The organism is Rathayibacter sp. VKM Ac-2928, from assembly GCF_022815545.1.
Taxonomy (GTDB): domain Bacteria; phylum Actinomycetota; class Actinomycetes; order Actinomycetales; family Microbacteriaceae; genus Rathayibacter; species Rathayibacter festucae.
The window spans coordinates 959,385-981,128 of record NZ_JALGRU010000001.1; the positions used below are offsets into that span (position 1 = coordinate 959,385).

The window sequence follows — 21,744 nt, forward strand, 5'->3', positions numbered from 1 at the left end:
GCGTCCCGGAGAACGGAGGAGGGCAGCCGTCATGCGTCCCACCGTCGACCTCCCGCTCGCCGCCGCCGTCGGCCTGGTCCACGCCCTGGTGGACGACCTCGCCCGCGGAGCGGGCATCCGCGCCCTGTTCCTCAAGGGCCCGATCGCCGATGCGCACCGGATCCGCCGTCCCCATCCCTCCAGCGACGCGGACGTCCTGGTCGCCCCGGGCGACGCGGACCGCCTCCTCACCCTGCTCGGCGAGCGCGGCTGGTCGGTCCGGCCGGGGTCCGCCGCGCACCGGGCGTTCGTGACCCACTCGATCACCCTCCTCCACCCATCCTGGCCCTGCGACATCGACGTGCACACCAGCTGGCCCGGCTTCTTCATCGATCCGCAGCTCGCCTTCGAGGTGCTGTGGCGGACCCGCTGCGAGGTGGTCGTCGCCGGAGTGCCGGTGCGGGCGATCGGCTTCGACACGTCCGTCGTCGTCTCCGCCCTGCACAGCCTGCGCTCGCCGTATCAGCAGCGGAGCGAGGAGGAGTTCGAGGAGCTCGTCGCGGTGGTGGCGGCCCGGGGCAGGGAGGAGGCGGTGGTCGCTCGAGCCGCGGAGCTCGGCTGCCTGGAGCCGATCGCCCCTTTCCTCGCGCGGATCGGCGCGACCGTCGCGCTGCCCGCCCGGCCGAGTCGGCAGTACGCGCTCTGGCGGCTGCGCACGCGCCGGCCGAGCAGGACGGCCGACTGGCTGCTGGCGATCGACCAGGCGCCGACGCTCGCGGAGCGTCTCGTCCTGCTCCGGCGAGCGCTCCACCCCGCCGGCCGGGACCTGGTGATCGACCACCCTCTGCTCCCGCCGACCGCCTCCGCCCGCCTGGCGATCCGTGCGCGGCGCTTCGCGGCCGCGACTCGTGCGCTCCTGCCCGCGATCCGGGACCTCGTCGCCGTGCGCCGCGCCTCCCGGGCGGACGCCGACCCGAGCGCTGCTCCGAGTTTCGCGCCCGGCAGTCCGGCTCCCGTCGGCGGAGCTCCCGCGCCGGCGCCCGTCACCGAGCGGACGGCTCAGGCCACAGGGCTCGTCGTCGACGGCGCGCGGACGACCTGCGGGCCGTCCGCGACGGGGTCCCGCGTGGCGGCGATGGCGACCCCGCAGAGACTCTACCTCCTGCCCCTCGGTGCCCCCGCGGGGGCGCAGCCGGTCGTGCTGCAGGGGTCGGCTCGGCTGCTCTGGGAGCGGTTCTCCGCTCAGGACGCGCGCTCGCGAGCAGGGGCCGACGCAGTCGTGCGCGCCGCGGACGACCTCGGCGACGTGCTCGCCGACGGCCGACGGGCGGAGATCGAGCAGCTCCTCGACGAGCTCGTCGAGCTCGGCCTCCTGACGGCCTGACCTCGGGGAGCCGGCGACACCACCCGGGGGATCGGCGACCCGACCGGGGGACCGGCGGCCCGACCCGGGGGAGGGCCGACGGCGCGTCAGCGCACGGAGAGGAAGCGCCCCCGGCTGCCCGCGACGACGCCCCGGAGGATCGTGCCGGCCGTCGCCACCCGGCCCCATCGCAGGCCCCGGGCCGCCAGTGCGGCGCAGTAGAGCCCGCGGTTCAGCGCGAAGACGGTGCTGCCGCGGCGCCCCTCCGTCCGGGCCAGCTCGAGGTCGAGGGCGGTCCGGTTCCGGACGGCGAGGTAGAGCTCTCGGGAGTTCGAGGAGTGCAGGAGCACGTCGGTCGCCGACGCGCGCTCGGCCGCGCTCCGGCACCGGTCGAGATCGTCGATCCGGCTGAGGGGATGCAGGTTGAGGGTGAAGCCGGCCCGCGTGATCCGCCGCGTCCAGTCCCGGTCGTCACCCCGGAGCACGAACTCCTGACGCGGCGGCTCCACCTCGACGAGCGCGGCCCGGGAGACCAGCAGGCCGCCGTAGGGCGCGATCGGAACCACGATCGGCTCCTGCGGGCGCGCCCCGCAGCGGCCTCCGGCTCCGCGCTTCAGCAGCCGGCGCACGTCGGTGTCCAGGAACCGGCCGGGGCTCGGGAACACCTCGGCGGCGGGTCGACCCGTGACGAGCTGGGACTGGTAGAAGTCGATCTCGCGCAGACTCGCGTGGCAGGCCCTCGGATCGAGCGCCAGGGGAGAGGCCAGCAGCACGGCGAGTGCGTCCGGCCGCGGCGCGGTGTCGTCCTCGAGGAGCCAGGCGTAGTCCAGCTCCTGCGTCCGGCAGTGCTCGATCGCGGCGCGGAAGCCGCCGGCGGTGCCGAGGTCGTTCGGAAGGACCGTGGCGCTCACTCGGGCGTCGAGGCCCGCCGGGAGCAGTCCGCGCAGCACGCGCTCCTGGCCGCCGTTGCCGCTGAAGACGACGTGCACCGAGTCGGCGCCGGCCTGCAGCGCCGCCTCGACGACGCGGGCGAGTGTCGCCGTGCGCTTTCCGGTGGACACGGTCACGGCGATGACCCGGGGTTCGGTGCCGTCGAGGCGTCGGAGCATGGCGGTGGTCTCTTCTTCGGTGGGGGCGGGAGCGAGAGGCGGGCGCCGAGCGGCGCCGCCTCGAGCGAGGAGGACAGGAACAGCACCGTACACGAGAAAATGAGGTGTGCTCGCTATTGCGAGAGATTCTCTCAGTTCCGCTCGTGCCGCGCACCGCAGCCCGCCCGATCGCCCATGACCCGTGCCCCTTCTTCGGCGAGGACGACGTCGAGCACCCGCTCCGCGTAGGTAGTCCAGTCGGTGATCGACGTCGCCGCGGTGCGCGCCGACTCCGCGATCGCCAGCCGGGTCGCGCGATCGAGCGGCTGCACCCTGCTGAGCGCTTCCCGGAGCGCCAGGACGTCTCCCGCGGGCAGGACCGTGCTGTGCCGCGGGTCGAGAAGGGCGGAGGCACCGTTGGCGTCGGTCGTGATCACCGGGAGGCCGGAGGCCGCGGCTTCGGCGACGACCAGGGAGCAGGCGTCCTCCAGTGTCGGGAGGACGAAGGCGTCGGCGGCCCGAAACTCCCGCGCGAGCTCGTCCGCGGAGAGCGGGCCGGTGACGATCACGTTCGGCGGCGCACCGCGGAGCAGGCGCCGATCGAAGACTCCGCCGGCCAGGACGAGGTCGACCGGCAGCCCTCGAACGGCGTCGAGGAGCTGGGGGATCCCCTTGCGATGCGAGAGGTGGGCCGCGCAGACGACTCGTCGCCGCTCGGGGTCGCGATCGACGGACGGTCCGTCCGGGGTGAAGCCGGTGAGGCTCACGCCGTAGGGGATCTGCGCGATCTTCGCGCGATCGACGCCGTACCGGGCCATCTGCTCCGAGACGATCGCCGAGGGGGTGAGGACGATGTCGGCGAGCCGCAGCTCCTTCTCGATCCGGCGCACCAGGCGGCCGGGGTAGCGCTCCTCCCAGGTCCGGCTGCGGGAGAAGTGCCGGAGGAGCTCGCCGTTGTGCGCGCGCGGATGGGCGTCGACGGCGTGGAAGACCCGCCGAGCGCCGGGGTGGGCGCGGAAGAGCGCGAGGCAGGCGCCCGGGAAGCCGAGCACGACCGCGCCCTCGGGGAGCTCGACAGCCGCCGCCGCCCGGTCGAAGAGGATCTTGGAGAGGTAGGACGCCCGCAGCGCGAGACCGGGACAGGGCAGCCGGAGACCCGCGCGGAGCACCGTCTCGGCCAGATGCGACACCCGCTCGACCCGGTGGGGACGGGACGTGGCGTAGCCGTCCCGGAGGACGCGCATCCGCCGCCCGAAGGTCGTGCGGGCTGCAGCGGAGGGGAGGGGGATCGACGCGGCGAGAGCGACGAGCCTCGTGCGCGGAAGGATCTCCGCGGCCAGAGCCCCGCGCGACGCCGCGCCGGCGATCAGGGCCCTGGCCGCCCCCTCGGAGTACGGGCTCGCGACGACGAGTGCACGTCTCGGCGGCGTCATCGCAGCATCGCCCGGAGCTCCTCGCCGATGCGGCGCACGAACTCGCTCCGGGAGAACGCCGCCGTGGAGTGTTCGTGCGCGGCCCGTCCGAACGATTCGACGGTGGCGCGATCCAGGCCCTCGACGGCCGCGACCCACTCCTCCACCACGCCGGGAGCGAGCGTGAGCCCGGTGACGCCGTCCAGGACGATCTCCGGCAGCCCGCCGGAGCGGCTGACGAGGGCTGCTCGTCCGGCTGCGGCGGCCTCCAGGGCGATCGTCGGCAGGGGATCGGGCGACGTGCTGGGCACGACGACGACGTGAGCGGCGTCCAGCACTCGCCGCACGTCCTCGCACTCGCCGCGCACCTCGACGGACTCGCCGTTCCGCATGCCCGCCACGATGCCGGGGACGTCCACTCCGGCCCCGCAGACCGGAGGCCCGCCGAGGACGATCAGCCGCACGTCTCGGCGCTGGAGGCGACTCCACACCCGGAGGAAGTGCTCGTGGCCCTTCCACGCGTTCCACCTGCTCGCCAGGACGAAGACGAGTTCGTCTCCCTGCGGGAGCGGGACCGGCGGTGCGCTCTCGAATCCGTTGTGGACGACGGTCGAACGTCTCCGGTTCGAGGCGGTCAGCGTGTCCGCGACCGCTCGGCTCACGACGACGAGGCGGTCCGCCGAGCGGAACAGCAGGCAGAGGACCCGGCGCTCGATCCCTCGACTGTGCTCGTGCAGATGCAGGAGGGTCGGTGCACCGAGGAGGCGGGCGACGGGCAGCACGAGCGCGAGCGCGGCGGTGTTCACGTAGACGAGTGCCGGATCGAGCTCGCGGATCGCCCGGCCGGTCGCTGCGGTCCGCCGCAGGAAGGAGAGGAGGTGGCGCGGCCGGAGATAGGCGCGCCGGAGCACGGGCAGCGGCATGCGGCGCACGGTGACACCGCGTTCCTCGAGCAGGCGGGTGAGGGGGCGAGCGGGTATTCCAGGTCGTCCGGGAGCCACACTTCGGCCGTCATGCCCTCGGGGACCGCCCGCAGCGCCTCGAGGAGGACCCGATCGGCGCCGTAGGTCTCGTCGGAGGGATGGAGGAACAGGATCGTTCGCGGACAGGAGACCGCGGCCGGAGGGCGGGGACGGCGTCGCCGACCGACGGACCCGCTCACCGGCTCACCAGCGGGCGGCGGTGGGCGCGCGGACGGGCCGACCGTGTCGTTGCGCCGTCCACCAGCCGGGCGAGGGTCTCCTCGTAGGCGGAGCAGACCGAGCCCCAGGTGTAGTGCTCGCGGGCGCGCTCGCGGGCCGCGTCGCTCGCGGCGCACTGCTCGTCGGGGGAGAGGAGCATCCGCCGGACCGCCGCGGCGATCGACGGAGGGTCCGGTGCGACGAACACGCCGCCCTCCCCGAGCACCTCCCGGTTGTAGACGGTGTCGCGGGCGACCGTCGGAGCGCCGCAGGCCATGGCCTGGACCAGCGCGGGATTGGTGCCGCCGACGCTGTGACCGTGGAAGTAGGCGCCGGCGTGCTGCCAGAGCGAGAAGAGCCGGGCGTCGTCGCGGAGGTGACCGAGGTGGTGGATGCGCTCGTGGGACGCCGCCAGGCGAGCGGCCCACTGATCCAGCGCGCCGCCGCAGCCGGTGGAGCCGACGATGACGACGTCGTGGGTGCGCGCGATCGCGGGAGCGGCGGCGAAGAACTCCTCGACGGTGTTCTCGGGCACGAACCGCGAGACGAGGAGGGCGTACGACCGGTGCCGGAGCCCGGGCTCCACGGGCAGGGCGGGCGGGACGTCGCCGCCGTAGGGCAGGAAGACGCCGTCGCGCTGGAAGTCGGTGCCCCAGCGCCGGGCGATCTCGTGCGAGTCGAAGGCGAGCTCGGTGGCGTGCGCCGCGGTCATCCGCGCGCCCCTCCGGAAGACGGACCGCGCGAGAGGCCCCCACTTCTCCCGCTCCCACTCCATGCCGTCCACGTTCACGAGGGTGGGGATGCCGGCTCGCTCGAGCAGGGGGAGGAGGAGGCCGTTCGCGGCGTTCATGACGAGTGCGACGTCGGGAGCGCGTCGCACCGCGTCGCGGGTGGCGCTCAGCCCGTGGCTCAGCGTGCTCAGCGACCGGGAGTCCCAGCCGGAGGTGACGACGGTGCGGACGCGCGGGTCCCGGCCCTCGGCGTCGTCGACGGTCGCTCCGGGGCGCCCGTAGACGGTGACGTCCCAGCCCGCGGCGACGAGGTGGGGGGGCGAGCCGGCGGACCGCGGTCTCGAAGCCGCCGTAGTAGCTGGGGTAGCCGCGCGTGCCGATGACGGCGAGGGATTTCGGCATGGCGGGGACGCTATTCCCGCGGGACCGGGCGTCGACCCGGAGGAGCGTGTTCGTCGGGGAACTGGCGCGCAGCGCCGCTCGGACCGCGTCAGCCGCGCCGGAATCGACGCAGGTGGCGCAGGATGCGTGTCAGCGTCGACCGGCGGCCAAGACCCACATAGGCGCTCGGCGACATGGCGATGAGGGCGAGTGCGGCCGCGACGGCGAGGTGCCCGTCGCGGACGGTGCGGAGGACGTCGCTCGCTCGGACGTCGGCCGAGACCTCCCGCTCGATCGTGCGTCCGGCATCGCCCGCGGACGGGTGCTCGGCGACGTGGTTCAGAGCCGACAGGTGGGCGACCCGCGCCGTGTAGGAGCTGACCGAGGGGTGCGCGGCGAGCAGGGGGAAGTCCGCCTCGAGCAGGCGCACGACATGACGGACGTTCCTCGAGAGGTCCAGGAGGTCGACCTGCAGTCCGTCCGTGATCGCGCCGGGGCGGACGGAGTAGACGTAGAGCTCGCGATCGACGAACGAGACCGTGCGCGCACGCGCGAGCAGCACCGCCATCAGCGCCGTGTCCTCGTAGGAGCGGGAGCGGGGGAAGCGGAGGCCGGCGTAGAGCTCGCGCCGGACGAGCTTGTTCCAGAGGAAGGCCCAGAGCCGGAACTCGAAGAGCTCGACCGCGGCGTCGCATCCCGTCCAGAGGCGGCCCCCGGTGTACGGCATCGCTCCGACGGGCAGCCGCTCGCCCGACTCGCCGACGGCGACCAGACCGGTGACGACGACGTCCACCTCGCCGGACATCGCATCGACCATCGCCGCGAGCATGTCCCGATGGACGTGGTCGTCGGAGTCGACGAACCAGACGGCGTCTCCGGAGGCGCGCTCGAGGATCGTGTTCCGCACCTCGGCGAGCCCGAGATTCGACTCGTGCGTCACCACCAGCACCGAGAACGCCGGAGGCGCGTCCGCGATCGACGCGCGGACCTTCACCATCGAGTCGTCGGGGCTCGCGTCGTCGACGATGATCACCTCCACCGTGCATCCGGGCGGCAGCGCGAGCGCCCACAGCGAGGAGAGGCAGCGCTCGACGTACGCGGAGACCCCGTGGACCGGGACCCCGATCGTGACCGAGCGGGGACGCGCCGTGCTCGGGCGGGTCATCGGTGCCCGTTCGAGGCGCTCGCCCCGCCGATCGCCCGGCCGGCGCCCTCGAGCAGCTGCTGGGCGGCCGCGAGCAGGTCCGGTGCCACCGAGTCCGCGGTGAAGGCACCGATCCCGCGCGCAGCGCGAGCGGTGAGGCGCTCCCTGAGCTCGGGCTCGTCGAGCAGTCGTCCGATCGCCTCGCTGAGCGCCGAGCGGTCGTCCCGAGGCACCATCAGCGCATCCACGCCGTCCTCGCAGAAGTCGTCGAAGCCGCTGCCGGTGGTGGCGACGAGCGGGGTTCCCACCGCCTTGACCTCGAGCGCCGCGTTCCCGAAGCCCTCCCAGCGCGAGGGGCAGGTCACGACGGTGGCGGCCCTGATCGCGGCGAACACCCCGTCACCTCCGACGTGGCCGAGGAACGTGAACCTGTCGCGGTGCTCGGCGGCGACCGTGGCGAGGAGCTCCGCCTCCGTCGGCTCGAGGAAGCAGAAGGCTCCCGCGAAGACGAAGGAGATTTCAGGACGGGTCCGGGCCAGTGCCTCGAAGGCGTGCATCGCGGTCTCGACGCCCTTGCGCCGCTCGATGCGGCTGAGGAAGAGCACCACGGGACCCGGGCCGGGCGGCCAGCCCTCCGGGAGGTCGCCGGACCGCGCGCTCCGCTGCACCGTCGGCACGTCGATGCAGTTGCGGACGACGACCGAGGGCGGAAGCTCCGGGATCCGCGTCGAGTACCAGTCCCGAACGGCGCGGGAGATCGGGACGAGTCCGAGCGACCGTCTCATCTGGCGGGTCTCGAGGCGCTTCTGGAGCCCGATCAGGAGGCGCGTGCGAAGAGTCCGCCCTTCCGTCGACCGGCCCGCGATCCAGTCCGCGATGCGGTAGCCGGTCGCGAGGTTCGTCACGAGCGGCGCGTGCCGGGGGAGCAGCGCCCCCAGGCCCTCCCACTCCGCGAGGAAGATCACGTCGTAGCGGGAGCGGCGGACGAGGGCGCGCAGGTGGAGCGCCCGTTGCAGGAGCCTGCCGACAGCGGGCCGGCGGCGCAGCCGGACGTACTCGAGGATCCGCACGCCCTCGGGATCGAAGCCGTCGAGAGGCGGATCGCAGGAGAGGACGACGAGGTCGACCTCGACGCCGGCTCTCACCAGCGCGGGCAGGAGCGAGGCGAAGCCGCGCCCGATTCCGCCGGTGTAGGGCGTCAACCCCGCGTACTCCGTGGTGGCGACCAGCCAGCGGCGCGTCGATGTCATCAGCACTCCTCGGTGTCCGCCGGGGGCGGGGTGTCCAGCGGCTCGCGGGACGCTACCAAGACGCTCGCCGCCACTGCGGCGTGCGGCGCGGTCTCCGGGGCTCTTGGCGCGGCGCGGCCGGAACGACCCGGCTCGTCGCCGGTCCGGCTGCTCCGGCGCGCCCGTCCTGCGCTGCTGGTGCGGCGGGGCCCGAGCTGCTCGAGTGGCGCTCGCCGGGGCCGACGCGGCGCGGAGGGACGGGCGGGAGGGCACGCGGCGGTGCCGGTTCCGACCGCGCTTCCGCGATGGTCAGCAGGAGGGCGAGCGCCGGGATGATCAGAGAGGCCGGCGCCGACTCGAGGAGGTTGAAGGCCGACGCCGCCACCAGGTAGGCGACCAGCATCGCGGGGCCGGCCACCGCACCCCGGGTGATCGAGCAGATCAGGACGATCAGGAGGTGGGCCACGAGGAAGGTCGTGCCGATGATCCCGTAGCTGAACACCGTCTGCCACAGGCTGCTCTCGAGGACGTAGTTCCCCCCGCCGTTCAGCGCGAAGACGACCCCCGACAGTCCTCCTCCGGAGCCGAAGACGCCCGACTCCGTCGGCAGCACCTTCAGACTGATCCGGAGGACCAGGTCGCGGACGTCCGCGGACCGTGCGCCCTCCTCCGTCTCGGAGCGGGGGTCGAGGGCCTGAGCGCCCACGGTCGACACGATCACGAGGAGAGGGGCGAACGCGAGGATCAGTCTGACGAGCCGGCTGCCCGTGAGGCGGAAGACGGTCACGCCGCCGGCCACCAGGACGCCGACCGCGATCGCGACCACGGCGCTGCGTGATCCGGAGAGCAGCACTCCGGCGCAGCAGGCCGCGAAGCCGAGGAGGGCACCCGGCCGTCCGCCCTTGAGGAACAGCCCGAACGCGAGGGACCCGACCGAGGCGAAGAAGGTACCGTTCACCAGGGGGTGCCCGAGCGTCGTCATGATCCGGTACACGCTCCACTTCTGCGTGAGCGGGAACGGAGCGGAGGCGAAGATCTCGGCGTAGAGGTTCGACCGCGTCGTGAACTCGACCGTCCCGACGATCGCCAGGACGACCGACACGAGGAGGAGGGCGGTGGTCAGCGGCCGGAAGACCGAGGGGTCGCTCATCCACAGCGGAAGGGCGATCAGCGCCATGACGACGACGGCCGTCCAGGAGGCGATCGTCTCGATCTGCCCCTGCGGCCGGAGGACGGGGATCACCAGTGAGTAGACCGTGAATGCGATCGGCGCCATCAGCCGGGTCCTGCGGAGCCAGTGCGGTGGCGGAGCTCCGGTCGCGATCGCCAGGAGTGCCGCGAGGACGATGATCGGACTGAGGATCGGGAACGGCGCGGGCAGCGCCAGGTAGTCGAACGGGACGACCGCGTAGAGGACGAGCACGAGCGTCAGGGCGGCGGCCGGCGGGAGCAGGCGGGCGACGATCAGCACGCAGGCCGCCGCAGCGGCGAGCGCCGGGATCCGGAGCTCGCCGGTGACGACCGCCACCACCACGGCGCCGAGCAGGAGGACTGCCAGAGCGGGAAGCCAGACGGCGTTCGAGCGCTGCGCGGGCGCTCCGCCCGGGAGCGGGGCCTCCGGGTGACCGGGCCGCGGCAGTGGCGGCGGTCGTCGTGGAGACCGTGCGAGCGATCGGCGGTGCGAGCCGGCGGGAGGTGGTGTCATGGCGGGTCGCCTCAGGGGTCGGGGGGGGTGTCACGGATGGTCAGCTGTGGCGGGGGAGCGCGGCGCAGAAGCCTGCGGCGCCGATGAGCACGCCGGCCGCGAGGCAGCCGGAGACGCGCAGGAGACCGGCGCGTCCGATGTCCTGCCCGACGTGCGGCAGGCGACCGGCGAGGGCGACGGCGTCGCGGAGGACGGCGGCGCACGCCCCCGCGAGCAGATCGGCGGCGACGGCGAATCCGGCTCCGATGCTGAGAGCGACGCCGATCCAGTGCCAGGGGACGAGCACGCTCGCGCGGCCCTGCACGATCAGGTACGAGGAGGCGCACCACAGGCAGGCGATCGGCGCGGAGGAGACCGAGAGGATCGGCACGATCAGCAGGGCGGGATGCCAGGAGGAGTCGAGGACGCGGCCGAGGACGAGGAGATCCAGGGCGACCATCGTCGTCTGGACGACCAGGGCGCCGACCGCCGCCTGCATCACGACGGAGCGGAGAACTGCGCGCCGCTCCTCGTCCGTCCGGGAGTTCGCCACCCGGGCGCGGAGGACGTTCGCGAGTCCGAGGACGACGGCGTCCGAGACGGCGCGCGCGATCTGACTCGCGATCGAGTAGAGGCCGAGTGTCGTGGCTCCACCGAGGGCGGAGAGGACGATCCGCTCGGACTGGCCCTGCAACCAGCCGAAGACGTTGCTCTGCAGGGTGGGGATCACGTAGTCCCTGAGCATCGGCCGACGTGGCAGGTCGGGAGCCGGCAGCGTCCCCCGTCTCGAGAGCAGGAGGAGGAGCATCCCCTCGGTCACCCCGGTCTGGAGCGATCCGGCCGCGATGCCGAGCACGGGAGCGAGCGGGACGCAGACGACGATCGAGGCGATGCTGCCGATGGCCTGGCCCCGCGCGATCGAGGCCCAGCGTCCGTCGTACTGCGCCCGGGTCAGTGCGGGCAGGATCGCTCCGTGGAGTGCCGCGACCGCGACGAACGGCAGGAGGGCGACGGCCTGCGCGGCGGACGCCGCCGACAGGGCCCAGAGCAGACCGATCGCGACCGCCATCGCCGTCGCCCCGCCGACGGAGACGACGGCGGCGGCGCGCCGGAGCTGGCGGGCGCCCCCCTCCCTCCGCCACATCGCGACGCCGAGCGGGCGCACCGTGTTCTCCCCGATCTCCTGCAGGAGGGAGAGCGCGAGGAACGCCATCGCGTAGACGCCTGCTTCCGCGGGTGACACGTGGACGGCGACGACGAGGCCGACGACCGCGCTCGTGCCGCGGGAGACGAGCCGTTCGAGGGCGGCGTTCGAGGAGCTCCGCGCTGTCGGCGAGCGCAGCAGTGCGGCGACGCGGAGGATCATCGAGCTCCGGGGCGGAGAGCCCCGGACTCCGGCGCGCGGCAGGACGTCCGGTCCATCGAGGGAGCCTCCCGATCGGGGATCACGACGGCAGGCGAGCCGCCCGGACACGGTAGGATGCCCCCGTTCCGCCTCGCCTCGACTGGCGCGTCCCGGGGCGCGGATCGCCTGGTCGGGTGCAGCGGGCCCCCTCTCGGCGCGGTCCCTCGGTGCAGGAGCCGTCTGCCGGAGCGGCGCGCGCCCTCCGGGTGGTCGCCACCGGTGGTCCCGTATCATTGCGGCGTTATGTCACGCATCTACGACTGCTCCGTCGACACGGACCTCCTGACCGGCACCCGTCTCGCGCGCACCGCGATCGGCCGGGGCGAGCTCGTCGTCCTGCCGACCGACACGGTCTACGGGATCGCGGCCAACGCCTTCGACGCCGCGGCGGTGCAGCGCCTGCTCGACGCGAAGGGGCGCACCCGCCAGTCGCCGCCACCCGTGCTGATCGGCGACGTGGCCGCGCTCGACGCACTCGCGGAGAACGTGCCCGAGGCCGTCCGCGAGCTGGCGAAGGCCTTCTGGCCGGGTGGGCTCACGATCGTGCTGCACGCGCAGCCCTCCCTCGTCTGGGACCTGGGCGAGACTCGGGGCACCGTCGCCCTCCGGATGCCCGACAACCCGGTCACCCTCGAGCTCCTCGCCGAGACGGGGCCGCTCGCGGTCTCCTCGGCCAACCGCACCGGCCGCCCGTCCGCCACCACCGCCCAGGAGGCGCTCGACCAGCTCGGCGACTCCGTCGACGTCTACCTCGACGCGGGCACCGCCGGGAGCCGCTACAGCGACCGACCGGCGGGCGCGAGCGAGTCCTCCACCATCGTCGACGCGACCGCGCTCAGCTTCGAGGGCGGCACCCTGCGCATCCTCCGCCAGGGCGTCGTCTCGGCCGAGAGCATCCGCGAGGTCGTCGGCGACCTGCTGCTCGACGGCGTCGCCACGGCCGAGGAGCCCGAGGCCCCCGCGCCGGTCGCGTCCTACGACGCCTCCACCGAGCTCAGCGACCCGACCGTCGAGGACGACGAGCCCGTCGCCGCCGAGGAGCAGCCCGCTCCCACGGCGCGACCGGACTGGGCGTCGCGCGCTCAGGTGCAGGACGAGCCGGCGGCGAGCGGCACCGCGCGCCCCGACTCCACCCCGGGTGAGTAGCCGATGATCACCTTCGTCCTGGTCTCGCTCGCGGTCGCGGTCGTGACCTGCGGGCTGTCGTGGGTCATCTGGAAGCTCAGCCTGCGGTACCGGCTCTACCCGGCGATCCGGGTGCGCGACATGCACACCAGGCCGACCCCGCGCCTGGGCGGCATCGCCATGTTCCTCGGGATCCTCGTCGGCTTCGGCATCGCCTCGCAGCTGCCCTACTTCCGGCTGGTGTTCGCCAACCCAGAGCCGATCCTCGCGATCCTCGGCGCGAGCCTCCTGATCGTCCTCATCGGCGTCGCCGACGACATCTGGGACCTCGACTGGACGACGAAGCTCGCCGGGCAGATGATCGCCGCGGGCCTGATCGCCTGGAAGGGCGTGCAGATCGTCTCGCTGCCGATCGGCGGCCTCACCGTCGGCTCGCCCTGGATGTCGCTGATCATCACCGTGCTGGCGATCGTGCTCGTGACCAACGCGCTGAACTTCATCGACGGCCTCGACGGCCTCGTCGCCGGCGTCGCGCTGATCGCCAACGGCGTGTTCTTCCTCTACAGCTACCTGCTCGTGCAGCAGACGTCGCCGACCGACTACTTCAACCTCGCCTCGCTGATCGCGGTCGTCCTCGTCGGCGCCTGCGCGGGCTTCCTGCCGATCAACTGGCGCCCGGCGAAGATGTTCATGGGCGACGGGGGAGCGCTGCTCGTCGGCATGCTGATGGCGACGTCGGCCATCGCCGTCACGGGGCAGATCGACCCCTCGCAGCTCGCGGCGAAGGAGCTGCTGCCCGCGTTCATCCCGATCATCCTGCCGTTCGCCATCCTCGTCGTCCCGCTGATGGACTTCGGCCTCGCGGTGATCCGGCGGCTGCGCGCGGGCAAGTCGCCGTTCAGCGCCGACCGCAAGCACCTGCACCACCGGCTGCTCGACATGGGGCACTCGCACCTGCACGCCGTGCTGATCTTCTACGCCTGGACGGCGGTCGTCGCCTTCAGCTGCCTGCTGATGTTCGTCGTCGACGTGCTCTGGGTGCCGCTCGCCTTCCTCGCGATCGGACTGCTCGCCTGCACCGTCGTCACGCTCCTCCCGCTCAGCCGCCGCAAGCGGCTCGAGGCGGCGGCGCAGTCGGCGGAGGCGTCCCCCGTCCTCGACCCCCTCGACCGCGCGTCCGAGTCCGACACGCGCCGTCCGCCGATCGGGCTTCCGCTCGGTCGCGACACGACAGCGCCGCACCAGGCGCGGAAAGAAGCATCATGACCGGAGCCTCCCCGGCCGCCCCCCGCCCCCAGCCCGCCTCGGTGCCCGTCCTCCGGCGCACGCTCGCCGTCGGCGGCGTCTTCGTCCTCGCTCTGGCCGTCGTCGGCGCGATCGTCGGCTTCCTCGCCGCCGGTGGGGAGGGCGCCGTCGGTGCCCTGATCGGCGCCGTCGTCGGCGGGGTCATGGTGGCGCTCACCGCCGCCAGCATCCTCGTCGCCAACCGGATGGACATCGGCGGCTTCTTCGCCGTGGTGCTCGGCACCTGGCTCGCCAAGTTCGTCCTCTTCGTGATCGCGGCCCTCGTGCTGCGCGACCAGCCGTGGCTGAACAGCACCGCGATGTTCGTCACGATCATCGCGGCGGTCCTCGGCTCGCTCGTGATCGACGTCCTCGTCGTCTCGCGCTCGCGCATGGCGAACGTCAGCGACATCGCCCGATGAGCGCCGCCCGAGTGGCGTCTGAGAGGATCACGATTCGGCTCTCAGGCCGTTCTGTTGCTACAGTAGGGTCCAATCCCCGCAGGCGACGTGTGCCCGTCCTCAGGTCGTCTCATCGTTGATGTCGACCGCCGAGTGCGAACGCCGTCCGAGCGGAATACCCCACCTTTCGTCGTCGCGAGAGCGTTGCGTCCGAACGATTCACGTCGTTCGTCTGCCACGTGCCACGCCCCGAATTCCAGGAGCTAGCGCTGTTTGCTAACGCTGTGACCCTGTTGGTCTCGTCCTCGACCGGTGAGAGTGACTTCCACACCCCGTCGATCTCCGAGTTCTTCCCGCCCGGTTTCCTCTTCGAGGGAACCCCTTTCGAGATCAACCGCGTCATGCTGGTCCGCTTCATCGCGGTCATCGCACTGATGCTGTTCTTCTACCTCGGGACGCGCAAGATGCGCATCGTCCCGGGACGCTTCCAGAGCGTCGTGGAGATGGCCTTCGACTTCGTCCGCGTGACGATCGCGAAGGACATCCTCGGCGAGAAGGACGCGCGCCGCTTCCTGCCGATCCTGGTGACGATCTTCTTCGCGATCATCGCGATGAACCTCACCGGCATCGTCCCGTTCCTGAACATCGCGGGAACGTCGGTCGTGGGCATGCCCCTCTTCCTCGGTCTGGTGGCCTACGTCACCTTCATCTACGCCGGCATCAAGGACCGGGGGATGGGCTTCTTCAAGAACGCCCTCTTCCCGCCCGGAGCCCCGTTCCTGATCTACTTCATCCTCACGCCGATCGAGCTGCTGCAGACGTTCATCATCCGTCCGCTCTCGCTCGCGCTGCGGCTCGTGATGAACATGATCGTCGGGCACCTCCTCCTGGTGCTGTGCTTCTCGGCCACGCAGTTCTTCCTCTTCAGCTCGCAGATCGACCCGGGGTTCAAGCTCTTCGGTGTCGTGACCTTCGCCTTCGGCGGGGCCTTCACGCTCTTCGAGCTGCTGGTCGCCGTGCTGCAGGCCTACATCTTCACTCTCCTCGCTGCGGTCTACATCCAGTTGGCCGTCGCCGAGGAGCACTGACCCCACTACTCACGGGCTCCCGCCCGTTCACACGATCACCCCACTGAAAGGACCCACTCGTGGACTCAGTCACCGTTCTCGCCGAACTCACCGGCAACATCGCGACGGTCGGTTACGGCCTCGCAGCGATCGGCCCCGGCATCGGTGTCGGCATCGTCGCGGGCAAGACCGTCGAGGCCATGGCGCGCCAGCCCGAGATGGCCGGCCGCCTCCAGACCACGATGTTCCTCGGCATCGCGTTCACCGAGGTGCTCGCGCTCATCGGTCTCGCCACCTACTTCATCTTCGCGGCGTAGTCGTGTTCAGCACCGCTGTGAACATCGCTGCGGAAGAAGGTGACGTCCCCGCGGTCATTCTGATCCCGGAGTTCTACGACTTCTTCTGGTCGGGGGTGATCTTCCTCATCCTGCTGTTCTTCTTCTGGAGGCTGGTCCTGCCGCGCATCCAGACGATGCTCGACGCGCGCTCCGCCGCGATCGAGGGGAACATCGCGAAGGCCGACGAGGCCCAGCGACAGGCTGAGATCGCACTCGAGAAGTACACCGCTCAGCTGGCCGAGGCCCGCGCCGAGGCCGGAGTGATCCGCGAGAAGGCGAACGCCGACGGCAACGCGATCGTGGCGGCGAAGAAGGAGCAGGCGCAGGTCGAGGCCGAGCGCATCCTCCAGAACGCGCACGCCCAGATCGAGGCGGACCGCCAGTCGGCCGTCGTCGCTCTGCGCTCCGAAGTCGGAACCCTCGCCATCGATCTCGCCTCCGGCGTCATCGGCGAGAGCCTCAACGACGACGCGAAGGCGTCCGCGATCGTGGACCGCTTCCTCGCCGACCTCGAGGCCTCGGAGAAGGCGAACAGCTGATGGGCAGCGCGTCCAGGCAGGCACTCGCGTCGGCGAAGGCGGAGCTCTCCGCCCTCGGCGGCCAGGCGTCCCTCGACACCGCCCAGCAGCTCTTCGAGGCGGCCCGGGTCATCGACGGGCAGGCGCAGCTGCGCACGGTCCTCTCCGACCCGAGCACCGACGCGGGCAGCAGGCAGGCCCTCGTCGCCCGGGTGTTCGCACCCTTCGGTGAGCCGGCCAAGCGCCTGCTGACCGTCGTCGTGGGCCACCGCTGGTCGAGCCCGAGCGATCTGATCGCCGGGATCGAGGAGGTCGGGGTCCGTGCGATCGCGTCCGCCACTCCGGAGGGCGTCTCGCTCGAGACCGAGCTGCAGACCTTCGGCGCCGTCGTGGCGTCGGATGCTCAGCTCGAGCTCGCGCTCGGCAGCAAGCTCGCCGCGGCGGACTCGAAGGTGGCGCTCGTGCAGCGCCTCCTCGAGGGCAAGGCCTCCGCGGAGACCCTCGCCATCCTCCGCCAGCTGATCGCGCACCCGCGCGGTCGTCGCATCCCCGAGCTCGTCCGTTTCGCGGCGGGCGTCGTCGCCGACCAGGGCGGCTTCACCCTCGCCACGGTCTCGGTCGCGGCTCCGCTGCACCCCGAGCAGCTCGACCGGCTCCGCTCGGCGCTCACGCGCCAGTACGGCCGCCCGGTCTCCGTCAACGTCCTGGTCGACCCCTCCCTCCTGGGCGGCATGCGACTGCACGTCGGCGACGAGGTCATCGACGGCTCCGTCTCGGCGCGGCTGTCCGACCTGAAGCTCCAGCTCGCGTCCTGACGGACGCACGTATCCTCAGGGAGCGGCTCGCGCCGCCTCCGACCTCCGCACCACCCAGGTCAGGCCCCGACGACCGCTTCGGCTCGCACGGACCCAACGAATAGGAATTCCCATGGCAGATATCACCATCAGCCCGGATGAGATCCGCGACGCGCTGAAGGACTTCGTCTCGTCGTACGAGCCGGGCAAGGCGTCCACCACCGAGGTCGGCTACGTCATCGACGCCGCCGACGGCATCGCCCACGTCGAGGGACTCCCCGGCGTCATGGCGAACGAGCTGATCCGGTTCTCCAACGGCGTGCTGGGCCTCGCTCAGAACCTCGACGAGAACGAGATCGGCGTCGTCGTCCTCGGCGAGTTCTCCGGCATCGAGGAGGGCATGGAGGTGACCCGCACCGGCGAGGTCCTCTCCGTCCCCGTCGGCGACGGCTACCTCGGCCGCGTCGTCGACCCGCTCGGCAACCCGATCGACGGACTCGGCGACATCGCCTCCGAGGGCCGCCGCGCCCTCGAGCTCCAGGCGCCCGGCGTCATGTCGCGCAAGTCGGTCCACGAGCCGCTGCAGACCGGCATCAAGGCCATCGACGCGATGATCCCCGTCGGCCGCGGACAGCGCCAGCTCATCATCGGCGACCGCCAGACCGGCAAGACGGCCATCGCGATCGACACGATCATCAACCAGAAGGCCAACTGGGAGTCCGGCGACACGAACAAGCAGGTCCGCTGCATCTACGTCGCCATCGGCCAGAAGGGCTCGACCATCGCCTCGGTGAAGGGCGCGCTCGAGGACGCCGGAGCGATGGAGTACACGACGATCGTCGCGTCCCCCGCCTCGGACCCCGCCGGCTTCAAGTACCTCGCCCCCTACACCGGCTCGGCCATCGGCCAGCACTGGATGTACGGCGGCAAGCACGTCCTGATCATCTTCGACGACCTGTCGAAGCAGGCCGAGGCCTACCGCGCCGTGTCGCTCCTCCTGCGCCGCCCGCCGGGACGCGAGGCGTACCCCGGCGACGTCTTCTACCTGCACTCCCGCCTGCTGGAGCGCTGCGCGAAGCTGTCCGACGAGCTCGGCGCCGGCTCGATGACGGGTCTCCCGATCATCGAGACCAAGGCGAACGACGTCTCGGCGTACATCCCGACCAACGTGATCTCGATCACCGACGGCCAGATCTTCCTCCAGTCCGACCTCTTCAACGCCAACCAGCGTCCGGCGGTCGACGTGGGCATCTCGGTGTCGCGAGTCGGCGGTGACGCCCAGGTCAAGTCGATCAAGAAGGTCTCCGGAACGCTGAAGCTCGAGCTGGCGCAGTACCGCTCGCTCGAGGCGTTCGCGATGTTCGCGTCGGACCTCGACGCCGCCTCGCGCCGTCAGCTCGCCCGCGGCGCCCGCCTCACGGAGCTGCTCAAGCAGCCGCAGTACTCGCCGTACCCGGTCGAGGAGCAGGTCGTCTCGATCTGGGCCGGAACGAACGGCAAGCTCGACGAGGTGCCCGTCCCGGACGTGCTGCGCTTCGAGCGCGAGCTGCTCGACTACCTGGGCCGCAACACGCAGGTCCTCTCCACGCTGCGCGACACCAACGTGCTCTCCGACGACACCGTCGCCGAGCTGCACCGTGCCGTCGACGGCTTCAAGCTCGAGTTCCAGACCGGTGAGGGCAAGCCGCTCGCCTCGGTCGGGCGCGAGGAGCACAAGGCGATCTCGGCCGACGAGGTCGGCCAGGAGAAGATCGTCAAGGGCCGTCGCTAACAGCGGCCCCCTGACGATTCAGAGAAGGACAACAGGAGACACATGGGAGCGCAACTCCGGGTCTACCGGTCGAAGATCCGCTCGGCCCAGACGACCAAGAAGATCACCCGCGCCATGGAGCTGATCTCGGCCTCGCGCATCCAGAAGGCGCAGAACCGCGTCGCCGCCGCGGCTCCGTACTCGAACGCCATCACGCGCGCCGTGTCGGCCGTCGCGACCTACTCGAACGTCGAGCACCCGCTCACGACCGAGCGCGAGAAGCTCGACACGGCCGCGATCGTGATCTTCACCTCCGACCGCGGCCTCGCGGGCGCGTTCTCCTCGAGCGTGCTCAAGGAGGCGGAGGAGCTGGCCTCGCTGCTGCGCAGCGAGGGCAAGGAGGTGGTCTTCTACCTGGTCGGCCGCAAGGCGAACGCATACTTCTCGTTCCGCCGGCGTCCGAGCGTCCGCATCTGGACGGGCGGCACCGACCAGCCGGTGTTCGAGACGGCGAAGGAGATCGCCGACGCGGTCGTCGACTCCTACAACCTCGATGACGAAGAGGGCGGAGTGGACGAGATCCACCTCGTGTACAACCGCTTCGTCAGCATGGTCACCCAGCAGCCGACCGTCGTCCGGCTCCTGCCGCTCGAGGTCGTCGAGGGCGCCGAGGATCAGAACTCCGATCTGTACCCGCTCTACGAGTTCGAGCCCGACCCCGAGACGGTCCTCGACCGCCTCCTGCCGGTCTACGTCGAGAGCCGCATCTTCAACGCGATGCTGCAGTCGGCGGCCTCCGAGCACGCGGCTCGCCAGAAGGCGATGAAGTCGGCGAGCGACAACGCCGACACCCTCATCAAGACCTACACCCGGCTCGCCAACAACGCGCGCCAGACCGAGATCACGCAGCAGATCGCCGAGATCGTCGGCGGCGCCGACGCCCTGTCGTCCTCGAAGTAGACGGCGCACCTCCCCGACACGAAGCCTCCGCCCCCCGGGTGCGGTGAGACCACAGAAGGAAGAAGCAATGACACTGACCGCACCTGAGGCGGCGACCGGGACTCCGGGCGGGGCCGTCGGCCGTATCGCCCGTGTCACCGGCCCCGTCGTTGACATCGAGTTCCCCCACGACGCGATCCCCGAGGTCTACAACGCGCTCTACACGCACGTCGAGGTCGAGGGCGTCTCGTCCAAGCTGACCTTCGAGGTCGCGCAGCACCTGGGCGACGACCTCGTCCGCGCCATCTCGCTCAACCCGACCGACGGACTCGTCCGCGGCCAGGAGGTCCACGACACCGGCCTGCCGATCTCGGTCCCGGTCGGCGACGTGACCAAGGGCAAGGTCTTCAATGTGATCGGCGAGGTGCTCAACGCTGACGCCGACGGCACGATCAACGGACAGTCGTTCGAGATCACCGAGCGCTGGCCGATCCACCGCAAGCCACCGGCGTTCGACCAGCTCGAGTCGAAGACCGAGCTCTTCGAGACCGGCATCAAGGTCATCGACCTCCTCACTCCGTACGTGCAGGGCGGCAAGATCGGCCTGTTCGGCGGGGCGGGCGTCGGCAAGACCGTCCTCATCCAGGAGATGATCCAGCGCGTCGCGCAGGACCACGGTGGAGTGTCCGTGTTCGCCGGTGTCGGCGAGCGCACCCGTGAGGGCAACGACCTCATCGCCGAGATGGAGGAGGCGGGCGTCTTCGACAAGACGGCCCTCGTCTTCGGCCAGATGGACGAGCCGCCGGGAACCCGCCTCCGCGTCGCGCTCTCCGCGCTGACGATGGCGGAGTACTTCCGCGACGTGCAGAAGCAGGACGTGCTGCTCTTCATCGACAACATCTTCCGCTTCACCCAGGCCGGCTCGGAGGTGTCGACCCTCCTGGGCCGCATGCCCTCCGCGGTGGGCTACCAGCCGAACCTCGCCGACGAGATGGGCGTGCTCCAGGAGCGCATCACCTCGACGCGCGGACACTCGATCACCTCGCTGCAGGCGATCTACGTCCCCGCCGACGACTACACCGACCCGGCGCCGGCCACGACGTTCGCGCACCTCGACGCGACGACTGAGCTCTCCCGTGAGATCGCGTCGAAGGGCCTCTACCCGGCCGTCGACCCGCTGACCTCGACCTCGCGCATCCTCGACCCCCGCTACCTGGGTGCCGACCACTACCGCGTGGCCACGAACGTCAAGCAGATCCTCCAGAAGAACAAGGAGCTGCAGGAGATCATCGCGATCCTCGGCGTCGACGAGCTCTCCGAGGAGGACAAGATCACGGTGTCGCGTGCGCGCCGGATCCAGCAGTTCCTCTCGCAGAACACCTACATGGCGAAGAAGTTCACCGGCGTGGAGGGCTCGACCGTCCCGCTGAAGGACACCATCGAGTCGTTCGACGCGATCGCCCGCGGCGAGTTCGACCACGTGGCCGAGCAGGCGTTCTTCAACGTCGGCCCGATCACGGACGTCGAGGAGAAGTGGGCCCAGATCCAGAAGGAGAACGGCTGATCATGGCCGCGTTCCTGAAGGTCAGCGTCGTCTCCGCCAACGCGGAGGTCTGGGCGGGCGAGGCGAAGCAGATCTCGGCTCGCACCGTCGAGGGCGAGATCGGCATCCTGGTCGGTCACGAGCCGATGCTCGCGATCCTCGCCTCCGGTGAGGTGCGCGTCACGGCCGCCGATGGGACTCGGATCACCGCGCAGGCGGACGACGGCTTCCTGTCCGTCGAGAACGACGTCGTCACCGTCGTGGCCCGCGAGGCCGCGCTGGTCTGACGACCCGCCGCCTCGAGCGGCGACCGGAGGGGCCGGGTGATCATCGCGATCGCCCGGCCCCTCCGTCGTGCGCGGCGTCCCCTCGCCGCATTCCCCGCGTG

General features: G+C 71.4%; 20 protein-coding genes. 12 read left to right on the plus strand and 8 right to left on the minus strand.

Going from position 1 to position 21,744, the window contains the following annotated elements:
• The first annotated feature begins 31 nt into the window (after positions 1 to 31).
• Positions 32 to 1,363, plus strand: a complete 1,332-nt coding sequence (locus MT350_RS04510) for a nucleotidyltransferase family protein (RefSeq protein WP_243615463.1) — start codon at positions 32 to 34, stop codon at positions 1,361 to 1,363.
• Between the two features lie 86 nt (positions 1,364 to 1,449).
• Here MT350_RS04510 and MT350_RS04515 read toward each other — a convergent pair whose 3' ends face one another.
• From MT350_RS04515 to MT350_RS04550, 8 genes are all read right to left on the minus strand, one after another.
• Positions 1,450 to 2,451 carry a glycosyltransferase gene (locus tag MT350_RS04515; protein ID WP_243615464.1) on the minus strand — a complete coding sequence of 334 codons (1,002 nt, stop codon included), beginning with the start codon at positions 2,449 to 2,451 and terminating at the stop codon, positions 1,450 to 1,452.
• Positions 2,452 to 2,582: 131 nt separating this feature from the next.
• Positions 2,583 to 3,863, minus strand: coding sequence for a glycosyltransferase family 4 protein (locus MT350_RS04520; RefSeq protein WP_243615465.1), 1,281 nt, complete (start codon positions 3,861 to 3,863; stop codon positions 2,583 to 2,585).
• On the minus strand, positions 3,860 to 4,951 hold the full coding sequence (locus tag MT350_RS04525; protein ID WP_279396308.1) for a glycosyltransferase family 4 protein: 1,092 nt from the start codon (positions 4,949 to 4,951) through the stop codon (positions 3,860 to 3,862). The genes MT350_RS04520 and MT350_RS04525 overlap by 4 nt, the downstream gene beginning before the upstream one ends.
• Before the next feature lie 49 nt (positions 4,952 to 5,000).
• The gene (locus MT350_RS04530; protein ID WP_243615467.1) at positions 5,001 to 5,873 is read right to left on the minus strand and encodes a glycosyltransferase; all 873 of its coding nucleotides are present in this window, start codon (positions 5,871 to 5,873) and stop codon (positions 5,001 to 5,003) included.
• A gap of 371 nt (positions 5,874 to 6,244) precedes the next feature.
• Positions 6,245 to 7,300: a glycosyltransferase family 2 protein gene (locus tag MT350_RS04535; RefSeq protein ID WP_243615468.1), complete on the minus strand. Its 1,056-nt coding sequence runs from the start codon at positions 7,298 to 7,300 to the stop codon at positions 6,245 to 6,247.
• On the minus strand, positions 7,297 to 8,529 hold the full coding sequence (locus MT350_RS04540) for a glycosyltransferase family 4 protein (protein WP_243615469.1): 1,233 nt from the start codon (positions 8,527 to 8,529) through the stop codon (positions 7,297 to 7,299). The genes MT350_RS04535 and MT350_RS04540 overlap by 4 nt, the downstream gene beginning before the upstream one ends.
• 52 nt (positions 8,530 to 8,581) lie before the next feature.
• A complete protein-coding gene (locus MT350_RS04545) occupies positions 8,582 to 10,213 on the minus strand; it encodes an O-antigen ligase (RefSeq protein WP_243615470.1) in 1,632 nt (543 codons plus the stop codon).
• Between the two features lie 40 nt (positions 10,214 to 10,253).
• Complete coding sequence (locus MT350_RS04550) at positions 10,254 to 11,558, minus strand: oligosaccharide flippase family protein (RefSeq protein ID WP_243615471.1); 1,305 nt, start codon at positions 11,556 to 11,558, stop codon at positions 10,254 to 10,256.
• A 282-nt stretch (positions 11,559 to 11,840) separates the two neighbouring features.
• On the opposite strand from MT350_RS04550, the gene MT350_RS04555 reads away from it, so the two are divergent.
• From MT350_RS04555 to MT350_RS04605, 11 genes are all read left to right on the plus strand, one after another.
• A complete protein-coding gene (locus MT350_RS04555) occupies positions 11,841 to 12,743 on the plus strand; it encodes an L-threonylcarbamoyladenylate synthase (protein ID WP_127886203.1) in 903 nt (300 codons plus the stop codon).
• A 3-nt stretch (positions 12,744 to 12,746) separates the two neighbouring features.
• A complete protein-coding gene (locus tag MT350_RS04560) occupies positions 12,747 to 13,988 on the plus strand; it encodes an MraY family glycosyltransferase (RefSeq protein ID WP_243598963.1) in 1,242 nt (413 codons plus the stop codon).
• Positions 13,985 to 14,428, plus strand: coding sequence for a hypothetical protein (locus MT350_RS04565; RefSeq protein ID WP_123445502.1), 444 nt, complete (start codon positions 13,985 to 13,987; stop codon positions 14,426 to 14,428). Before MT350_RS04560 ends, MT350_RS04565 begins: the two co-directional genes overlap by 4 nt.
• A 263-nt stretch (positions 14,429 to 14,691) precedes the next feature.
• Positions 14,692 to 15,495 carry a F0F1 ATP synthase subunit A gene (gene atpB / locus MT350_RS04570; RefSeq protein ID WP_123445503.1) on the plus strand — a complete coding sequence of 268 codons (804 nt, stop codon included), beginning with the start codon at positions 14,692 to 14,694 and terminating at the stop codon, positions 15,493 to 15,495.
• Between the two features lie 59 nt (positions 15,496 to 15,554).
• A complete protein-coding gene (locus MT350_RS04575; protein ID WP_055794702.1) occupies positions 15,555 to 15,791 on the plus strand; it encodes an ATP synthase F0 subunit C in 237 nt (78 codons plus the stop codon).
• A 2-nt stretch (positions 15,792 to 15,793) separates the two neighbouring features.
• Positions 15,794 to 16,351, plus strand: a complete 558-nt coding sequence (locus MT350_RS04580; RefSeq protein WP_243582674.1) for a F0F1 ATP synthase subunit B — start codon at positions 15,794 to 15,796, stop codon at positions 16,349 to 16,351.
• Positions 16,351 to 17,145, plus strand: a complete 795-nt coding sequence (locus MT350_RS04585; protein ID WP_243598965.1) for a F0F1 ATP synthase subunit delta — start codon at positions 16,351 to 16,353, stop codon at positions 17,143 to 17,145. The genes MT350_RS04580 and MT350_RS04585 overlap by 1 nt, the downstream gene beginning before the upstream one ends.
• 112 nt (positions 17,146 to 17,257) lie before the next feature.
• Positions 17,258 to 18,895: a F0F1 ATP synthase subunit alpha gene (gene atpA / locus MT350_RS04590; protein ID WP_123702905.1), complete on the plus strand. Its 1,638-nt coding sequence runs from the start codon at positions 17,258 to 17,260 to the stop codon at positions 18,893 to 18,895.
• Positions 18,896 to 18,937: 42 nt separating this feature from the next.
• Positions 18,938 to 19,834, plus strand: a complete 897-nt coding sequence (locus MT350_RS04595; RefSeq protein ID WP_243615472.1) for a F0F1 ATP synthase subunit gamma — start codon at positions 18,938 to 18,940, stop codon at positions 19,832 to 19,834.
• A gap of 67 nt (positions 19,835 to 19,901) precedes the next feature.
• Positions 19,902 to 21,377 carry a F0F1 ATP synthase subunit beta gene (gene atpD / locus MT350_RS04600; RefSeq protein WP_123445507.1) on the plus strand — a complete coding sequence of 492 codons (1,476 nt, stop codon included), beginning with the start codon at positions 19,902 to 19,904 and terminating at the stop codon, positions 21,375 to 21,377.
• Between the two features lie 2 nt (positions 21,378 to 21,379).
• Positions 21,380 to 21,643, plus strand: a complete 264-nt coding sequence (locus MT350_RS04605; protein WP_123735364.1) for a F0F1 ATP synthase subunit epsilon — start codon at positions 21,380 to 21,382, stop codon at positions 21,641 to 21,643.
• Positions 21,644 to 21,744 lie beyond the last annotated feature (101 nt).